This window comes from Rhizobium sp. SRI_017, assembly GCF_057586295.1.
Genome location: NZ_JBYCZP010000002.1, coordinates 311,358 through 326,613, shown reverse-complemented (window position 1 = coordinate 326,613; position 15,256 = coordinate 311,358). Strand labels below are relative to the sequence as shown.

Annotated in this window: 15 protein-coding genes; 7 read left to right on the top strand and 8 right to left on the bottom strand. The window is 62.4% G+C overall.

Features of this window, described 5'->3' with window-relative positions:
• Positions 1 to 20 precede the first annotated feature (20 nt).
• Complete coding sequence (locus AC2YI2_RS06360; RefSeq protein WP_487385599.1) at positions 21 to 200, bottom strand: hypothetical protein; 180 nt, start codon at positions 198 to 200, stop codon at positions 21 to 23.
• 169 nt (positions 201 to 369) lie between these two features.
• Positions 370 to 1,899 carry an MDR family MFS transporter gene (locus AC2YI2_RS06355; protein WP_487385598.1) on the bottom strand — a complete coding sequence of 510 codons (1,530 nt, stop codon included), beginning with the start codon at positions 1,897 to 1,899 and terminating at the stop codon, positions 370 to 372.
• Between the two features lie 123 nt (positions 1,900 to 2,022).
• Here AC2YI2_RS06355 and AC2YI2_RS06350 point away from each other — a divergent pair, with 123 nt between their 5' ends.
• Entirely contained in the window at positions 2,023 to 2,562 is a 540-nt protein-coding gene (locus tag AC2YI2_RS06350; protein WP_487385597.1) for a MarR family winged helix-turn-helix transcriptional regulator, read from the top strand.
• Between the two features lie 13 nt (positions 2,563 to 2,575).
• Here AC2YI2_RS06350 and AC2YI2_RS06345 read toward each other — a convergent pair whose 3' ends face one another.
• Both AC2YI2_RS06345 and epmA read right to left on the bottom strand, forming a co-directional pair.
• The gene (locus AC2YI2_RS06345) at positions 2,576 to 3,619 is read right to left on the bottom strand and encodes a lysine-2,3-aminomutase-like protein (RefSeq protein ID WP_487385596.1); all 1,044 of its coding nucleotides are present in this window, start codon (positions 3,617 to 3,619) and stop codon (positions 2,576 to 2,578) included.
• Positions 3,620 to 4,696, bottom strand: coding sequence for an EF-P lysine aminoacylase EpmA (gene epmA, locus AC2YI2_RS06340; protein ID WP_487385595.1), 1,077 nt, complete (start codon positions 4,694 to 4,696; stop codon positions 3,620 to 3,622). It lies immediately after the preceding gene.
• A gap of 127 nt (positions 4,697 to 4,823) precedes the next feature.
• Between epmA and efp the strand changes: the two genes are divergently transcribed.
• From efp to AC2YI2_RS06320, 4 genes are all read left to right on the top strand, one after another.
• Complete coding sequence (gene efp, locus AC2YI2_RS06335; protein WP_487385594.1) at positions 4,824 to 5,393, top strand: elongation factor P; 570 nt, start codon at positions 4,824 to 4,826, stop codon at positions 5,391 to 5,393.
• 194 nt (positions 5,394 to 5,587) lie between these two features.
• Positions 5,588 to 6,598 (top strand): taurine ABC transporter substrate-binding protein, encoded by a 1,011-nt coding sequence (gene tauA, locus AC2YI2_RS06330; RefSeq protein ID WP_487385593.1) that lies wholly within the window; start codon positions 5,588 to 5,590, stop codon positions 6,596 to 6,598.
• A 116-nt stretch (positions 6,599 to 6,714) separates the two neighbouring features.
• Positions 6,715 to 7,512: a taurine ABC transporter ATP-binding protein gene (locus AC2YI2_RS06325; protein WP_487385592.1), complete on the top strand. Its 798-nt coding sequence runs from the start codon at positions 6,715 to 6,717 to the stop codon at positions 7,510 to 7,512.
• A complete protein-coding gene (locus tag AC2YI2_RS06320; RefSeq protein ID WP_487385591.1) occupies positions 7,509 to 8,345 on the top strand; it encodes an ABC transporter permease subunit in 837 nt (278 codons plus the stop codon). The genes AC2YI2_RS06325 and AC2YI2_RS06320 overlap by 4 nt, the downstream gene beginning before the upstream one ends.
• Before the next feature lie 24 nt (positions 8,346 to 8,369).
• Here AC2YI2_RS06320 and AC2YI2_RS06315 read toward each other — a convergent pair whose 3' ends face one another.
• The 4 genes from AC2YI2_RS06315 to AC2YI2_RS06300 all read right to left on the bottom strand — a co-directional run bounded on the left by AC2YI2_RS06315 (position 8,370) and on the right by AC2YI2_RS06300 (position 12,174).
• Positions 8,370 to 9,068: a pentapeptide repeat-containing protein gene (locus AC2YI2_RS06315; protein ID WP_487385590.1), complete on the bottom strand. Its 699-nt coding sequence runs from the start codon at positions 9,066 to 9,068 to the stop codon at positions 8,370 to 8,372.
• 23 nt (positions 9,069 to 9,091) lie between these two features.
• Entirely contained in the window at positions 9,092 to 9,940 is an 849-nt protein-coding gene (locus AC2YI2_RS06310; RefSeq protein ID WP_487385589.1) for a branched-chain amino acid aminotransferase, read from the bottom strand.
• An 89-nt stretch (positions 9,941 to 10,029) separates the two neighbouring features.
• Entirely contained in the window at positions 10,030 to 10,773 is a 744-nt protein-coding gene (gene hutC, locus AC2YI2_RS06305) for a histidine utilization transcriptional repressor HutC (protein WP_487385588.1), read from the bottom strand.
• Between the two features lie 54 nt (positions 10,774 to 10,827).
• Positions 10,828 to 12,174 carry a formimidoylglutamate deiminase gene (locus AC2YI2_RS06300; protein WP_487385587.1) on the bottom strand — a complete coding sequence of 449 codons (1,347 nt, stop codon included), beginning with the start codon at positions 12,172 to 12,174 and terminating at the stop codon, positions 10,828 to 10,830.
• Between the two features lie 76 nt (positions 12,175 to 12,250).
• Between AC2YI2_RS06300 and hutI the strand changes: the two genes are divergently transcribed.
• Both hutI and hutH read left to right on the top strand, forming a co-directional pair.
• Positions 12,251 to 13,468: an imidazolonepropionase gene (gene hutI, locus AC2YI2_RS06295; RefSeq protein WP_487385862.1), complete on the top strand. Its 1,218-nt coding sequence runs from the start codon at positions 12,251 to 12,253 to the stop codon at positions 13,466 to 13,468.
• 20 nt (positions 13,469 to 13,488) lie between these two features.
• On the top strand, positions 13,489 to 15,024 hold the full coding sequence (gene hutH, locus AC2YI2_RS06290) for a histidine ammonia-lyase (protein ID WP_487385586.1): 1,536 nt from the start codon (positions 13,489 to 13,491) through the stop codon (positions 15,022 to 15,024).
• The last annotated feature ends 232 nt before the right edge of the window (positions 15,025 to 15,256 follow it).

Genomic DNA, 15,256 nt, shown 5'->3' with positions numbered 1-15,256 from the left:
CTTGGTCCGGTGAGACCGCGCTATCGCTGTCTGCGAAATTGCGTCGGCAGGTAATTGTGCTGCATGAATACGATGCCCGCAGGGGAGGCGAACCGTCCCGCAGCCAGATACATCGCGAACGCGATGTCGAGCCGGCTGTCGCTCTTCGCCTTGGTTTCCTCTTCGGTCTTCAACGAAACATCTGCCACTGTCGCCGCCATCGCCGTCCCCATGGTGAGAATTCATCTAGAGACGGAGCAATATTCGTGCCACCGGCGCTGCCATTGATCGCAAAGGATAAAATGCGCACCAATCGGCACGCGATGTCCTTCCGGCAATCGCATCGGCTAATATTTGTGCAACAACGCCTCGGCGAAGCCACCAGGTACCTTATGTCTTCGGCCGATGGCCCGGCAGCAGCACATTCTTGAGCAAGATCGCCGCGACCAGGCCGATCGCGATCAGGCCCGCCATGCTGAGGAAGACCGGCTGAAACGCGCTGGCATAGATCGCGGAGATCATGTCCTGCGATTGCTGAGGCAGTGCCGCGAGATCGGCCGGGGTCAGTTGGTCGATATTGTTGACGCCGGGAATTGCTGTCCGCTGCCCTAGGATGAAGCTCGACAGAACCGCGCCATAGATGCTGATCGCGATCGAGGCCCCGGCCATGCGGGTCAGGGTCACGGCGCCGGTTGCTGCACCCACGTCTCGGGGATCGGCGGCGTTCTGCACACCCACCACCGGCACCTGCTGGCCGAAGCCCACGCTCAATCCCTGCAGCACCATGACCATCGCGATGACATAGATCGGCGTACCGGGATGCAGCATCGCGAAGATCAGGAAAGTGATCGTGCTGCCGGTCGTGCTGATCATCGCAAAAATCTTGTAGCGGCCGGTGAGCGAGATCAGCCGGCCCGCCGTCAGCGAGCCTGCGGCGATACCGCCCGTCAGCGCGATGAACAACAGACCCGCCTGCGATGGTGTCAGTCCGGTCGTGGTCTGCAGGAAGAGTGCAATATAGTTGACCGAGCCGATGCCGACCGCGCCGCTCATCAGCGAGACGATCAGCAGAAGACTGACGGTCGGATTGAGGAACAAGGCGAGCGGGATGATCGGCTCTGCGACTTTGCGCTCCACGAAAACCCAGGCGATGGCGCAAGCGATGCCGGCCAAGGCAACGGCGGCACTTCCCACTGACAGGAGCGAGCCGAATAGCTGGTGACCATCGGCCCAGAGCACGACTGAAGCCACGGCGCCCGCCAGCAGGATGGCACCGGCGTAGTCGATCTTCGGCTTCCGATCCGGTTTGCGATTCGGCAGGATCATCGCCAGTCCGGCCAACACCGCGATGCCAACAGGCAGGTTGACCAGGAAGATCGAGCGCCAGCCGAAGAGATCGGAGAGGACGCCACCCAGAGTCGGGCCGACCGCGCCGGCCGCCATCAGCATCAGGCTGGTATAGCTCTGGTAACGCGCCCGCACGCGCGGTTCGAACAGGTCGGCATTGATCGAGAAGATCGACACCATGATGCCGCCGCCGCCCAGGCCCTGCAGCACGCGCGCGGCGATCAGCTGGTTCATCGAGCCCGCCAGCCCACACACCAGCGAGCCAAGCGTGAAAATGAAGATCGCCGTCATCATCACATATTTGCGGCCGAACAGGTCGCCCAGCTTGCCGTAGACCGGCATCACCGTGCTGACTGCCAGAAGATAGGCCGAGCCCACCCAGGCAAAGCGCTCGAGCTCGCCGAATTCCCCGACGATCGTGGGCAACGCCGTGGAGACGATTTGGTTATCCAGTGTCGCCATGAACATGCCCGCCATCAGGAGGGAGAAGGCCAATAGCCTGCGGCGCTCATCGGGCACGAGGGAGACAAACGATTTTGCGGCGTCGGCAGTAGGTTGCGTGTGGGCGTTCATGAGGATCACTCAGCAGGATCGATCGCCTTTTATGTGCCTAAGTCACATATATGTCAATGTCACAGATGTGACAAAAGCACGTTTTTCATTTTGCTTTCGCGAGCAATCTGCTAAGAAAAGGGCATGACGCTCGAAACACTGGAAAAGCCGGCCCTGCCGGACCGTAGCGAAGACATCACCCGCATATCCGGCATTATGGGCCGGATGCGCCTCATGATCGGCCGCCGCTATATCGGCCGCCTGGCGATCAGCCGCGTCGGTGCCGGGTTGGAACTCTCCCACCTCGACATATTGTCCCTCGTCCGCCGCCTCTCGCGGACGCAGGAAGTCACGGTCGGGGCGCTTGCCGACCAGATGCGCCTCGATCATTCCCGGGTCAGCCGCATCGTTGCCGATCTCGTCAAGCGTGGCGTGCTTCGCCGCGACGCCTCGCAGGAGGATGCGCGCCGCACGCTGGTGGCTTTGACAGATGATGGCGTGGCCTGGCTCGACCGGATGAACGAGGTCAAACATGAGGTCATCGGCCAGATCCTGGCCGACTGGAGCCATGAGGATCTCGAACATTTCGCCGAACTCTACGAGCGCTTCGTCGAGAAGTTCGAGCAATATGCGCTAGCCAATGACGCCGACCAGGCGACGGCCATAGCCGAGCTCCAGAATTGACCAGCTGCCGCTCTTAGCTGTCTCGATAACGGTGCAGCCGGCCGAGCCGATCCTCGACCGAATAGCACCCGTCGGCCGTTTCCGAGACCGGGCTCTCCGAGAGCGACACTTTGCCGTGGCCGCCGGGTATGTCGAGAATGTAGTGCGGCATGCAAAGGCCCGAAACCCTGCGCCTCAGTTCGGCGACGACCCGCCTCCCCTCCGCGATACCGATGCGGAAATGACTGGTGCCTGGTGCAAGGTCGGGATGGTGAAGGTAGTAGGGCTTTACCCGGAACTCGACGAAACGGCGCATGAGTGCGGCGAGCACATCGGCATCATCGTTCACGCCTTTGAGCAGCACCGACTGGCTGACCATCACGACTCCAGAAGCGATCAGCCGGTCGACCGCGCCCAGCGCTTTGCCGGTGAGTTCGCGGGGATGGTTGGCATGGAGCGCGACATAGACGGTCTTGCCGGATGCATTGAGCGCAGCCAGCAACGCGTCATCGATGCGATCCGGATCGGTCACCGGAACGCGACTGTGGAAGCGGACAATCTTCACATGCTCGATAAAGCCGAGCGCCGCCATGATCTCGCTGAGCCGCCGCGGTGACAGGATCAGCGGATCGCCGCCAGTGACGATCACCTCCCAGATCTCAGGGTGGCCGGCGATGTAGTCGATTGCCCGCTTCAGTGCCGCCGGCCCCATCGTACCGTCGCCGGAAGGGCCGACCATTTCGCGCCGGAAACAGAAGCGGCAATAGACCGGGCAGACATGAACCGCCTTGAGCAGCACGCGATCCGGATAGCGATGCACGATGCCCGGCACCGGACTATGAGGCCCGTCGCCGATCGGGTCGTCGCGCTCCTCGGGCAAGCGGAGGAGCTCCGCTGCGGTCGGGAGATATTGACGGGCAATCGGATCGACGGGGTCAGTGCGGTCGATCAGGGCGGCGACATCAGGTGTCAGCGAGATGGCATAGCGGTCGGCGACCTCACGCAATGCTTCGGCTCGATCTTCATCCAGCAATCCAGCGTCTCGCAGATCGCGCAAGGTCGTCAGGGAAGCAGCCATTTAACCGCCCCATCGCGCCGGCGCCCAGATCACCTGCTCGATCCGCAATGCGCCTGCCGCCAGCATCACCAGTCGATCAAATCCCAGCGCCGCCCCGCTTGCCTCTGGCATTGTGGCCAGCGCCGACAGAAAATCTTCGTCGAGGGGATAACGCTCGCCATAGATCCGCGCCTTCTCGTCCATATCGGCCTCGAAGCGGCGCCGCTGTTCCTTCGCATCGGTCAGCTCGCCAAAGGCATTGGCCAACTCGACGCCGCAGGCATAGAGCTCGAACCGTTCCGCCACCTTGGCCGAACGCGGCGTTCGCCTTGCCAACGCGGCCTCGCTGATCGGATATTCGCAAAGGATCGTCGCACGGCCGCGACCGAGTTCCGGCTCGATCTTTTCGACCAGCACGCGGGAAAAGATGTCCGACCAGCTGTCATCTTCGCCAATGCGGATACCAGCTTTGACCACCTGGTTCGCCAGCTTCTGCCGATCCAGCTCGCCCTTGCGGCTTATTGTCATGAGCAGATCGATGCCGGCATGACGCTCGAAGGCTTCGGCCAGGGTCAGCCGCTCGGGCTCGAGGAACGGATCGCATTCCACACCACGATACCGAAAGACCTTTGCGCCGCCGACTTCGGCCGCCAGCGCCAGCATCTCGCCGCAGTCGCGCATCAGCGCGTCATAGGTCTCGCCCACCCGATACCATTCCAGCATCGTGAATTCCGGCTGGTGCGTGGGCGACTGCTCCCGATTTCGATAGACATGGGCGAAGGTGAAGATGCGGCGTTCGCCAGCGGCCAACAGCTTCTTGCAGGCAAATTCAGGCGAAGTGTGAAGATAGAGCGTTTGGCTGGCACCGTCCGACCCGATCAGTACGGTCGAAAAGGCATGGAGATGAGTCTCGTTGCCGGGCGAGATCTGGAGCGCGGCCGTATCGACCTCGATGAAGTCATCGCCGGAAAAGAAGGCGCGCAACGCAGCCTGGATACGATTGCGGGCGAGGAGGAAAGGACGCCGGTCGGCATGAACATGCGGGCGCCACCACTCCGAGGGCGAAACCGTTTCGGTCGGCGACGAAAGCTTTCTCATCGGTTTCGGTCGATTCCGTCTGGCATTTCACGGGGTTTCGGGTTAGTAGCGCGCCACAAATCCAGCTCAAGCGCGCTTCCGGACGCCGTCCTTTAAAGCGCGATCCAACAAGATACAAGGAAGTCTTATGGCAAAGGTCATCGCTTCTCAGCTTCGCAAGGGCAATGTCCTCGATATCGATGGCCGCCTCTATGTGGTGCTGACCGCGCAGAATTTTCATCCCGGTAAGGGCACGCCCGTCACCCAGATCGACATGCGCCGCATCTCCGATGGCGTGAAGGTTTCTGAACGTTGGAAGACCACTGAACAGGTCGAGCGCGCCGTCGTCGAGGATCTCAACTTCCAATACCTCTATGAAGATGGCGAAGGCTACCACTTCATGAACCCGGAAAACTACGACCAGGTAGCAGCCTCCCCCGACATGGTTGGCGACGACAAGGCTTATCTCATTGAAGGCATGACCGTCCAACTCTCGATCCACGAAGGCAACGCAATCGCGCTGCAGCTGCCGCGCCAGGCCATCTTCGAAGTCGTCGAAACCGAGCCGGTCACCAAGGGCCAGACGGCGTCGTCATCCTATAAGCCTGCCATTCTCTCGAACGGCGTGCGCACCAACGTCCCGCCCCATATCGACGTAGGCACCAGGATCGTGATCCTGACCGAGGATGCCTCCTACGTCGAACGCGCCAAGAACTGATCCGACCCGGATTATCCAGGAATTTGCGGCCCGCCTTCTGGCGGGCCGTTTTCTTTTCCGGCCATCGTTCTTCTCTGAAAAGAAATCCCGCAACAGAGCTCCACACGCAAAACCATTTCTCCCTTTAAACTATATTTTTTATAGACTATAGAAATTCAACGCCGCCACGAGGCGTGTGAGAGGGAGAAAACACTATGTCCATGACCCGCCGGAGCCTCGTCGCTCTCGCATCCGCCACGGCAGCATTGTTGTCCGTCGCGGGCTTCCAAGCCCATGCCGCCGACGTGACCGTCAACATCGCCTACCAGCCGATCGTCGAGCCGTCCCGCGTGCCGCAGGCCGATGCCACCTACGAGAAGGCCTTCGACAGCAAGATCAACTGGCAGAAGTTTGACAGCGGTGCCGATGTGATCGCTGCGCTCGCCTCCGGTTCGGTCGATATCGGCTATGTCGGCTCCTCGCCGCTCGCTGCCGCCGCCAGCCGCCAGCTCGAATTCGAGACCGTCTTCGTCGTCGGCCTGATCAGCGAAGCCGAAGCGCTCGCGGTCAAGGGCATCACCAAGCCCGAGGAACTGGTTGGCAAGAAGATCGCCACGCCCTTCGTCTCCACCGCCCATTACAGCCTGCTGACCGCGCTCAAGCATTGGAACATCGATCCGAAGTCGGTCGAGATCCTAAACCTGCGTCCGCCGGAAATCGCAGCCGCCTGGGAACGCGGCGACCTCGACGGCGCCTATGTGTGGGATCCGATACTGAGCCAGATCAAGAAGAATGCAACGGTGCTCGCCGATTCGAAGAATGTCGCCGACTGGGGCGGCCCGACCTTCGACGCGTGGATCGTCTCGAGGAAATTCGCGACCGAACATCCCGACCTCGTCGCGCAGTTCGTGAAGGTCACCGGCGCAGCCTATGCCAGCTATCGCTCCAATCCTGAATCCTGGGGCGCTTCCTCGCCGGAAGCCGAGAAGATCGCCAAGCTGACCGGTGCCAAGGTCGAGGACGTGCCGGCCCTGCTGAAGGGCTATTACTTCCCGACCCTCGAGGAGCAGGCTTCCGCCGACTATCTCGGCGGCAAGACGGTCGAAGCCGTAGCCAAGACATCAGCCTTCCTGCTCGAACAGGGCAAGATTCCAGCCGTTCTCGACGACTACAAGCCCTATGTGTCGGCCAAGTGGGCAACCGAGGCGCTCAAGGTCAGCCAGTAGCTACCAGCCCTGCGAACCCCGCCGACGGGACTCCTGTGCCCGCCGGCACCGCAGGCTTTTGTCCGGCGGGGAGATCTGCCTCCCTGCCGGACCTTTTCGAACAAAGGGGAACGGCCATGAGCCTTTTGACACTCCAGAACGTCTCGCTCGCTTATCCACTGGCCAAGGGTTCGGCCCGCTCCCGCGACATTCTCCAGAACATCAGTCTCAGCTTCAGCGACAAGGAATTCGTCGTCGTCATCGGCCGTTCCGGCTCAGGCAAGACGAGCCTTGTCAACCTCGTTGCCGGCTTCATCGAGCCGACCCGTGGTCGCATCGCGATCGATGGAGATCCTATCACCGGCCCGGGCAGCGACCGCGCGGTCGTGTTCCAGGACGATGCTCTCTATCCCTGGCTCAATGCCCGGGAGAATGTCTGCTTCCCACTCAAGCTCCGCAATGTCGCGAAGGCCGAGCGCGAGGCGCGTGCCGAGCGGCTGCTCGACCTTGTCGGCCTGTCGGAGGCCGGCTCCCGCAAGATCTGGGAACTGTCCGGCGGCATGCGGCAGCGCGTCGGCATCGCCCGCGCGGTCGCTTCCGACCCGAAATTCCTGCTCTTGGACGAGCCGCTTGGTGCACTCGATGCACTGACCCGCAGCCGCATGCAGGGGCTGCTGTTGAAAGTCTGGCAGGCCAGCGGCACAGGAGTCCTTCTGATCACCCATTCCATTGACGAGGCGCTCTTTCTCGCGACCCGCATCATTGTGCTGGCGCCCGCGCCCGGGCGCATCCAGGCCGACATTCCGGTCGATTTCGGCCGCCGCTTCCTTGCCGGCGACGATGCGAAAGCGCTGCGCGCAAGCGCAGAATTCAAGGCTGCGCAGGAAAACCTGCTTTCGCTGATCCATGAGGAAGAAGAGGAACTCGTGGGATGACTACAGTCGCCGGCCTCTCCGAAAATGCGAAGATCGCCGCAGAACCAGAGGCGCCCCGGCGGCGCCGGCTGGACACGACGCTCATGATTTCCGGTCTCACGATCCTCGCGCTCATCCTGCTCTGGGCGTCGGCATCGAGCCTGAAGCTCGTCTCGCCTGTCTTCCTCCCTTCGCCGCTCACGGTGCTGCAGTCGCTCGGCACAGTCGCGACCATCGGCTTCGTCGACAGCACGCTGGCGCAGCACACGCTCGCCAGCCTCGGCCGCATTTTTGGCGCGCTGGCCGCAGCGATCGTGATCGGCGTTCCCGCCGGCGTCGCCATCGCATCGAGCCGTGTCGGCAAGGGCGTCCTCGACCCGATCGTCGAATTCCTCCGGCCGCTGCCGCCCCTCGCCTACCTGCCGCTCGTCATCATCTGGCTCGGCATCGGCGAGGCTTCGAAAATCACCGTCATCGCACTCGCGATGCTGCCGCCGGTCATCATCTCGACGGCCGCAGGCGTGCGCTCCGCCTCGAAGGACCATGTCAACGCCGCCCGATCCTTCGGTGCGACGCGTTGGCAGGTTCTGTGGCATGTCATCCTGCCCGGCGCCGTCCCGTCGATCCTGACTGGCACGCGCATCGCACTCGGCGCCGGTTGGTCCACACTGGTTGCAGCCGAACTGATAGCCGCCTCGCGCGGATTGGGCTTCATGATCCAGTCAGCAGCTCAGTTTCTCGTGACGGACATCGTGATCGCGGGCATCTTCGTCATCGCCATCATCGCCTTCCTGTTCGAGCTGATCGCACGGTTGGCTGAGCGCATGCTGGTGCCCTGGGCGTCGCATAGATAGGCTAGTGGCATCCGCGTCAGAAGGTCATTGCACCTTCAGCCCAAGCTCGGCGAGCAACTGACCGGCCTGTGCCCGCGAAATCGTCGCGCCCTTGAATTGCTTGGCGTCGCCGAGACGGATGCCGCCGAGGTCGGCGCCACGCAGATCCGCGCCTTCGAACCGGCAGTCGACAAGATGCGCATCACGAAGGCTGCAGCCGTCGAAAACAGCATTGCGGAAATCCGACCCGTGCAGGTCGGCATTCTGAAAATCCAGGCGCACAAGACGGCTTTTCCGGAACGAGAAATGCGGCATGCGCGTATCGGCCAGAACCATCTCCTCGAAGGAGCAATTCAGCGATTTCGCTTCAGCTAGGTTCGCCCCCGTCATCTTGCCGCGCACAAACGATGTATTGGTCAGCGTCGCGCCGCGAAAGCTGGCATTGTTGAAGTCGCAGGCGTCCATTTTCGCGTCGGCCAGATTGGTGCCGGTGAAGTCCGCAAAGGCGCCGCGGCAGCTCTCCCAGATCGTGCCTTCCAGCGCCGCACCGACAAGCTTGGCTTGCTTGAGCACACAGCCATCGAACACCCAGCTTTCGAGCGCCAGGCGAGACAGATCGGCGCCTTCCAGGTCACAGCGCGTTAGGCGCACCGGTTGTCGCTTTGCGCAAAGCGTTTCGAGGTCGCGACGTTCGAGACGCTGCTCCTCAATCGCGACACCGGCGGCAACACTATCCAAGGCCATGAAGCTGTCTTCCGACCCGTTTTCTAGGAATGCGCCCAATCCCAGTAGAGCGAACGTGCCTTGCGGGCGATCGGCCCGAACTGGAAATTCCTGTCGTCGAAGGCGATGATCGGCATCACCTTGTTCATGTTGCCGGTCGAGAAGATTTCGTCCGCCTCGCGGAAATCCTGCACCGACAGCGTCGTCTCATGCACTGTCACGCCCGCATCGCGCAGCAGGCCCATCACGCGCTGGCGCGTTATGCCGTTGAGGAAGGTACCGTTCGGCACCGGCGTGAAGACTTCCCCGCCGCGGGCCATGAAGACATTCGCGGTCGCGAGCTCGGCGACATTGCCCAGCATGTCGCAGGCCAGTGCATTCTGGAAGCCCTTGACCTTTGCCTCGCGCAGCATGCGCGCGTTGTTGGGATATAGGCAGGCGGCCTTCGCATTCACCGGCATGACCTCGATCGTCGGCCGGCGAAAGCTGGTCGTCGTAATTGTCGTACCCTTCGGCTCCGACATTGGAATAGCTTCGAGGCAAAGCGCGAACTCGGTCGTCTCCGGCATCGGCACGATCAGGCTGCCCTCACCCTCCTCGGCCCAGTACATCGGGCGGATATAGACCGCTGTGTCCGGCGGAAACTTCTTCAGCCCCTCGAGCGCGAGCGCTTCGATCTCGCAGGCCGACAGCATCGGTGCAAGGCCGAGCGCTTTTGCCGAGTCGTTGGCGCGCGCCGAATGGCGATCAAGATCCGGCGTCACGCCCTCGAAGAGCCGCGCGCCGTCGAAGATTACCGAGCCCAGCCAGGTTCCATGCGACGCCGCGCCGAGGATTCTTACATCACCCTCGTGCCATTCGCCCTTGAAATAGGTCCAAGTCGGTCTCGCCATGATTTCCTCCGTCTGATTTTCCAAAGCAACTCCAGGGAAAGTGTGAAGCGGTTTCCGGTCCGGAGTTGCGTAACCAAAGAGCAGTCTGCTCAGCTTTGCGTCGGCGCAAAATTCGCGACCAGTTCAAAGGCCTGGCCGGGATAGGTCAGGCGCACGAGCGTCACATAGACGCCATTCATCCGCGTGCGACGTTCGATCTGAAGGCACGCGGTGCCTTCAGGGATTGCTAGGATCTTCGCCATAGCGGCATCGGCACCAACCGCCTGGATGCGATGTTCGGCAGCGCTCCACGGCACGCGTTCAAGCAGCCAAGGGCCGGGCGCCGCCTTGTCGAAAGCCTGTGCCGCCGCCTCGGGCACGGCGGCGAGATTGATCATCCGCTCTTCGTAACTGAAAGGCTTCCGGCCGGCAAAGTGGCGGCATTGCACGGCGAGCACGATCGAACCAGCCTTGAGTTCGAGTCGTTCTCGTTCCTCGCCCTTGGCGCGGCGCTGCTCGCGCTGCAGCAGCTCGTAGTCATAGGTCAGGCCAAGGGACTGCACCTCGGCCTTGATATCGCGGATTTCAAGCACGGCCGACTGTGCATGCGGCTGGGTGACGAAACTGCCCGAGCGCTTGCGCCGTTCGATCAATCCGCCCTTGGCGAGTTGCGACAGCGCCTTGTTTACGGTCATGCGCGAGCAGTCATACTGCGCCGCAAGTTCCATCTCGAACGGAATGCGATAACCCGGCGGCCACTCACCCGACAGGATACGGCCTTCGATATCGCTCAGGATGCGCTGGTGAAGCGAAGGCGCGGAATCACCGCGGGAAAGATGGGATGCGAGCGTCATGCGCCGATGTTGGTTTTCCCGGCGCATTAGTCAAGTGCGGCGGTGCCCGCTTCCTTAAACAGCGAGAAGATCGCGCATGACACCGGCAAATCGAGCGCCGATCCGATCCCGATTCCGGTGGCGCCCTTCGCTGACAAGCTTCTCGCCATGCACCCAGACGCCATCGACCTGCATGCCCTCGCCGAAAATCCAGTTGTCGAGAATCTGGTCGGCGCGATAGCCGACGTCGAAGACCGGCTTGAGGCTAACGAAATCGGCCGGCGATCCGGCAGCGATGCCCGTCTGATGCATGAGCGCCCGGCCCCCGCCCGCGACGGCTTGGTCGAACAGGGTGCGGCCGGTCGACCGTCCTTTTGTCGCAATGACATTGCGGGCGCGATGCAACGGCCGCTGGGAATATTCGAGCTGACGCAGTTCCGCTGCGACGCCGATCTGGACATTGGAGTCGGAGCCGACCGAAATCGCTCCGCCATGTTCCAGAAAAAGCGGCGCCTGGAAAAAGCCGTCGCCAAGATTGGCTTCGGTGATGGGGCAAAGGCCCGCCACCACACCGCGCTTGGCCATCTCGATGGTCTCGACGTCGGACATGTGGGTCGCGTGGATGAAGCACCAGCGGCCATCGGCATCGGATTTCTCCAGCAGATATTCGACCGGCCGCCTGCCTGAAAAGGCGATCGAGTCCTCGACTTCCTTCACCTGCTCGGCGATGTGGATATGAACCGGCCCGTCGAAATCGAGTTGCTGCAGTTCGCGGATCTCTTCGATCGTCGCGGCGCGCAGGCTGTGTGGCGCGATACCGACTTTCGAATGATTCAAAGTCTGAACTGCCTTTTTCGCGCCTTCAAGCAAACGAGCGAAACTGCTGACATCATTGATGAATCGACGTTGCCCATCGCCCGGCGCCTGCCCGCCGAATTGGCTATGGGCATAGAAGACCGGGAGCAGTGTCAGGCCGATTCCTGTCGCCTGTGATGCCGCCGCGACCCGAACCGAATGTTCAGCGATATCAGCATATTGCTGCCCATCTTTGTCATGATGCAGATAGTGGAACTCGCCGACCCGGGTGAAGCCGGCCTCGAGCATCTCGACATAGAGCTGAGCCGCCACCGCCTCGATCTGATCCGGACTGAAGCTGAGCGCAAAGCGATACATCAGATCGCGCCAGCTCCAGAAATTGTCACTGCCCGGACCAGGCATTTCGGTGAGCCCGGCCATGGCACGCTGGAAGGCATGGCTGTGGACATTGCTCATGCCCGGCAGAACAATGGCGTGCCGTTCGTCATCGGCCTGTGGCGGCTCGCCCGCCGTGACGCTGGCAATCCGGCCGGCCTCAACGGCGATCCGGGCATTCGTCATCCAGCCCTCCGGTGTCAGGACTTGTTCCGCAAAAATTGCCATCATGCTCCCCGAAACTGCTTGCAACACATTCCATTATGTATATACATATTGACCGAGACTTGGGAAGGGCATTTTCATGATGGGACAGGATTCGGGCAAGACCACGATCTGGCGCAATGCGCGGCTCGCGACGCTCGATCCAACACGCCCGGGCCTCGGTGAAATAGAGCATGGCGCCGTCGCTGCCCGCGATGGCAAGATCATCTTCGCCGGCCCGGAAGCCGAACTCCCCTTTACGCCGGATGTCGAGGTCATCGATTGTGGGGGCCGATGGATCACGCCCGGGCTTATCGACTGCCACACCCACCTGGTGCATGCCGGCAACCGCGCCCATGAATTCGAACTCCGCCTCAATGGCGCGACCTATGAAGAGGTTGCCCGCGCCGGCGGCGGCATCGTTTCATCGGTCAAGGCGCTGCGGCAGGCGACCGAAGCCGACCTCGTCCACCAGACCCTGCCCCGCCTCGACGCGCTGATGGCCGAAGGCGTCACCACGGTCGAAGTGAAATCCGGCTACGGCCTCGATCTTGAAAACGAGGCAAAGTCGCTCAAGGCCGCGCGCGTTCTGGCCGATGCCCGCCCGGTCACGGTTCGCACGACCTTCCTCGGCGCACACGCGCTGCCGCCGGAAGCCAATGGCGACAAGGATGCCTACATCGCCAAAGTCGTGGACGAGATGTTGCCTGATATCCACGCCGCAGGCCTCGCCGACGCCGTCGACGGTTTTTGCGAGGGCATTGCCTTCTCGCCCGACCAGATCGCAAAGGTCTTCGACAAGGCCCGCGCGCTCGGCATCCCCGTCAAACTCCATGCCGACCAGCTCTCGGATCTCGACGGCGCGGCACTCGCCGCCCGCTACGGCGCGCTGTCCGCCGACCATCTCGAATATACCAGCGATGCCGGCGCCGCCGCGATGGCCAAATCAGGCACAGTCGCGGTTATCCTGCCCGGCGCCTATTACTTCATCCGCGAGACGAGGAAGCCGCCGATCGATGCCTTCCGCAAGCATGGTGTCGCGATGGCGGTGGCCACCGACAACAATCCCGGAACCTCGCCGCTGACCTCGCTGCTTCTGACCATGAACATGGCCGCGACCTTGTTCCACATGACGGTCGAGGAATGCATTGCCGGCGTTACCCGCAATGCCGCCAAGGCGCTCGGCCTGCAGGCCGAGACGGGCACGCTCGAAGCGGGCAAATGGGCCGACCTCGCCATCTGGGACATCGATCGGCCGGCCGAGCTCGTCTACCGCATGGGCTTCAACCCGCTGTGGAAGCGGGTCTGGCACGGTCAGTAAGAACGACAGGAAAGATCAAGATGCCAATTACCCTTCACCCCGGCTCCGTGACGCTCGCCCAGCTCCAAACCATTTACTGGGACGGCGAGACCGCCCGCCTCGATCCTGCCTTTGACGCCGGCATCAACCGCTCTGCCGCCCGCATCGCCGAGATCGCCAGCGGCACCGAGCCGGTCTATGGCGTCAATACCGGCTTCGGCAAACTCGCCTCGATCAAGATCGCGGCAGAAGACACCGCCACTCTCCAACGCAACCTGATCCTCTCGCATTGCTGCGGCCTCGGTGAGCCGCTGGCTCCCGAGATCGTCCGCCTCATCATGGCGCTGAAGCTGATCTCGCTCGGCCGCGGCGCCTCCGGCGTGCGGATCGAACTCGTCCGTCTGATCGAAGGCATGCTCGAAAAAGGCGTGGTGCCGATGATCCCGGAAAAGGGTTCGGTCGGCGCATCCGGCGACCTCGCGCCACTCGCTCATATGGCCGCCGTGATGATCGGCGAAGGCGAGGCTTTCGTGAACGGTTGGCGCCTGTCCGGCGCCGATGCACTGAAGAAAGTCGGATTTACCCCCGTCGAGCTCTCCGCCAAGGAAGGCCTGGCGCTGATCAACGGCACCCAGACCTCGACCGCGCTGGCACTCGCCGGCCTGTTCCGGGCGCATCGCGCCTCGCAGTCCGCCCTTATCACAGGCGCGCTTTCGACTGATGCCGCCATGGGCTCCTCCGCGCCGTTCCACCCCGATATCCACACGCTGCGCGGTCATCAGGGGCAGATCGATGCCGCCGCCAGCCTCCGCGCGCTGCTTGACGGCTCCGTGATCCGGGAGAGCCATATCACCGGCGACGAGCGCGTGCAGGATCCCTATTGCATCCGCTGCCAACCGCAGGTCGACGGCGCCTGCCTCGATATCTTGCGCCAGGCCGCGAAGACGCTTGAGATCGAAGCCAATGCGGTGACCGACAACCCGCTGGTCCTCGCCGATAATTCCGTCGTCTCCGGCGGTAACTTCCACGCCGAGCCCGTGGCTTTCGCCGCCGACACGATCGCGCTTGCGATCTGCGAGATCGGCGCCATCGCCCAACGCCGCATCGCGCTGCTGGTCGACCCCGCCCTCTCCTACGGCCTGCCCGCCTTCCTCGCCAAGAAACCGGGCCTGAACTCGGGCCTGATGATCGCAGAAGTCACCTCGGCCGCGCTGATGAGCGAGAACAAGCAGATGTCGCATCCGGCCTCGGTCGATTCGACACCCACTTCGGCCAACCAGGAAGACCACGTCTCGATGGCCTGCCACGGCGCCCGCCGCCTGCTGCAGATGACCGAAAACCTGTACGGCATCATCGGCATCGAGGCGCTGACCGCCGCCCAGGGCATCGATTTCCGCGCGCCGCTAGTCACCAGCCCGGAGCTCATCAAGGCGGTTGCGGCCGTCCGTAAGGTGGTGCCGACACTCGAAGTCGACCGCTACATGGCGACCGACCTCGGCGCTGCCGCCAAGCTGATCGGGTCTGATGGACTGAATAGCTCGGTGTCAGCCGGGATACTTCCGGTCCTGAGTGCCTGATTGTCGGTGAGTTCACCCCTCACCAAGTTCGTCCAACCGATCGCCTTCGGCTCTCGGGGACGAACTATCCTCTCCCACAAGGGGAGAAGTAGGGTGCCACGCTTTCGGCCTCAGCTTGAGGCAGCGAGGGCGCCACGAGTTTTACCTCTCCCCTTGTGGGAGAGGATGCGAAGGCCGAACGAACGCAGTGAGTTCCTGGCCGAAGTTGGTGAGGGGTAATCCCTTGAGAGAC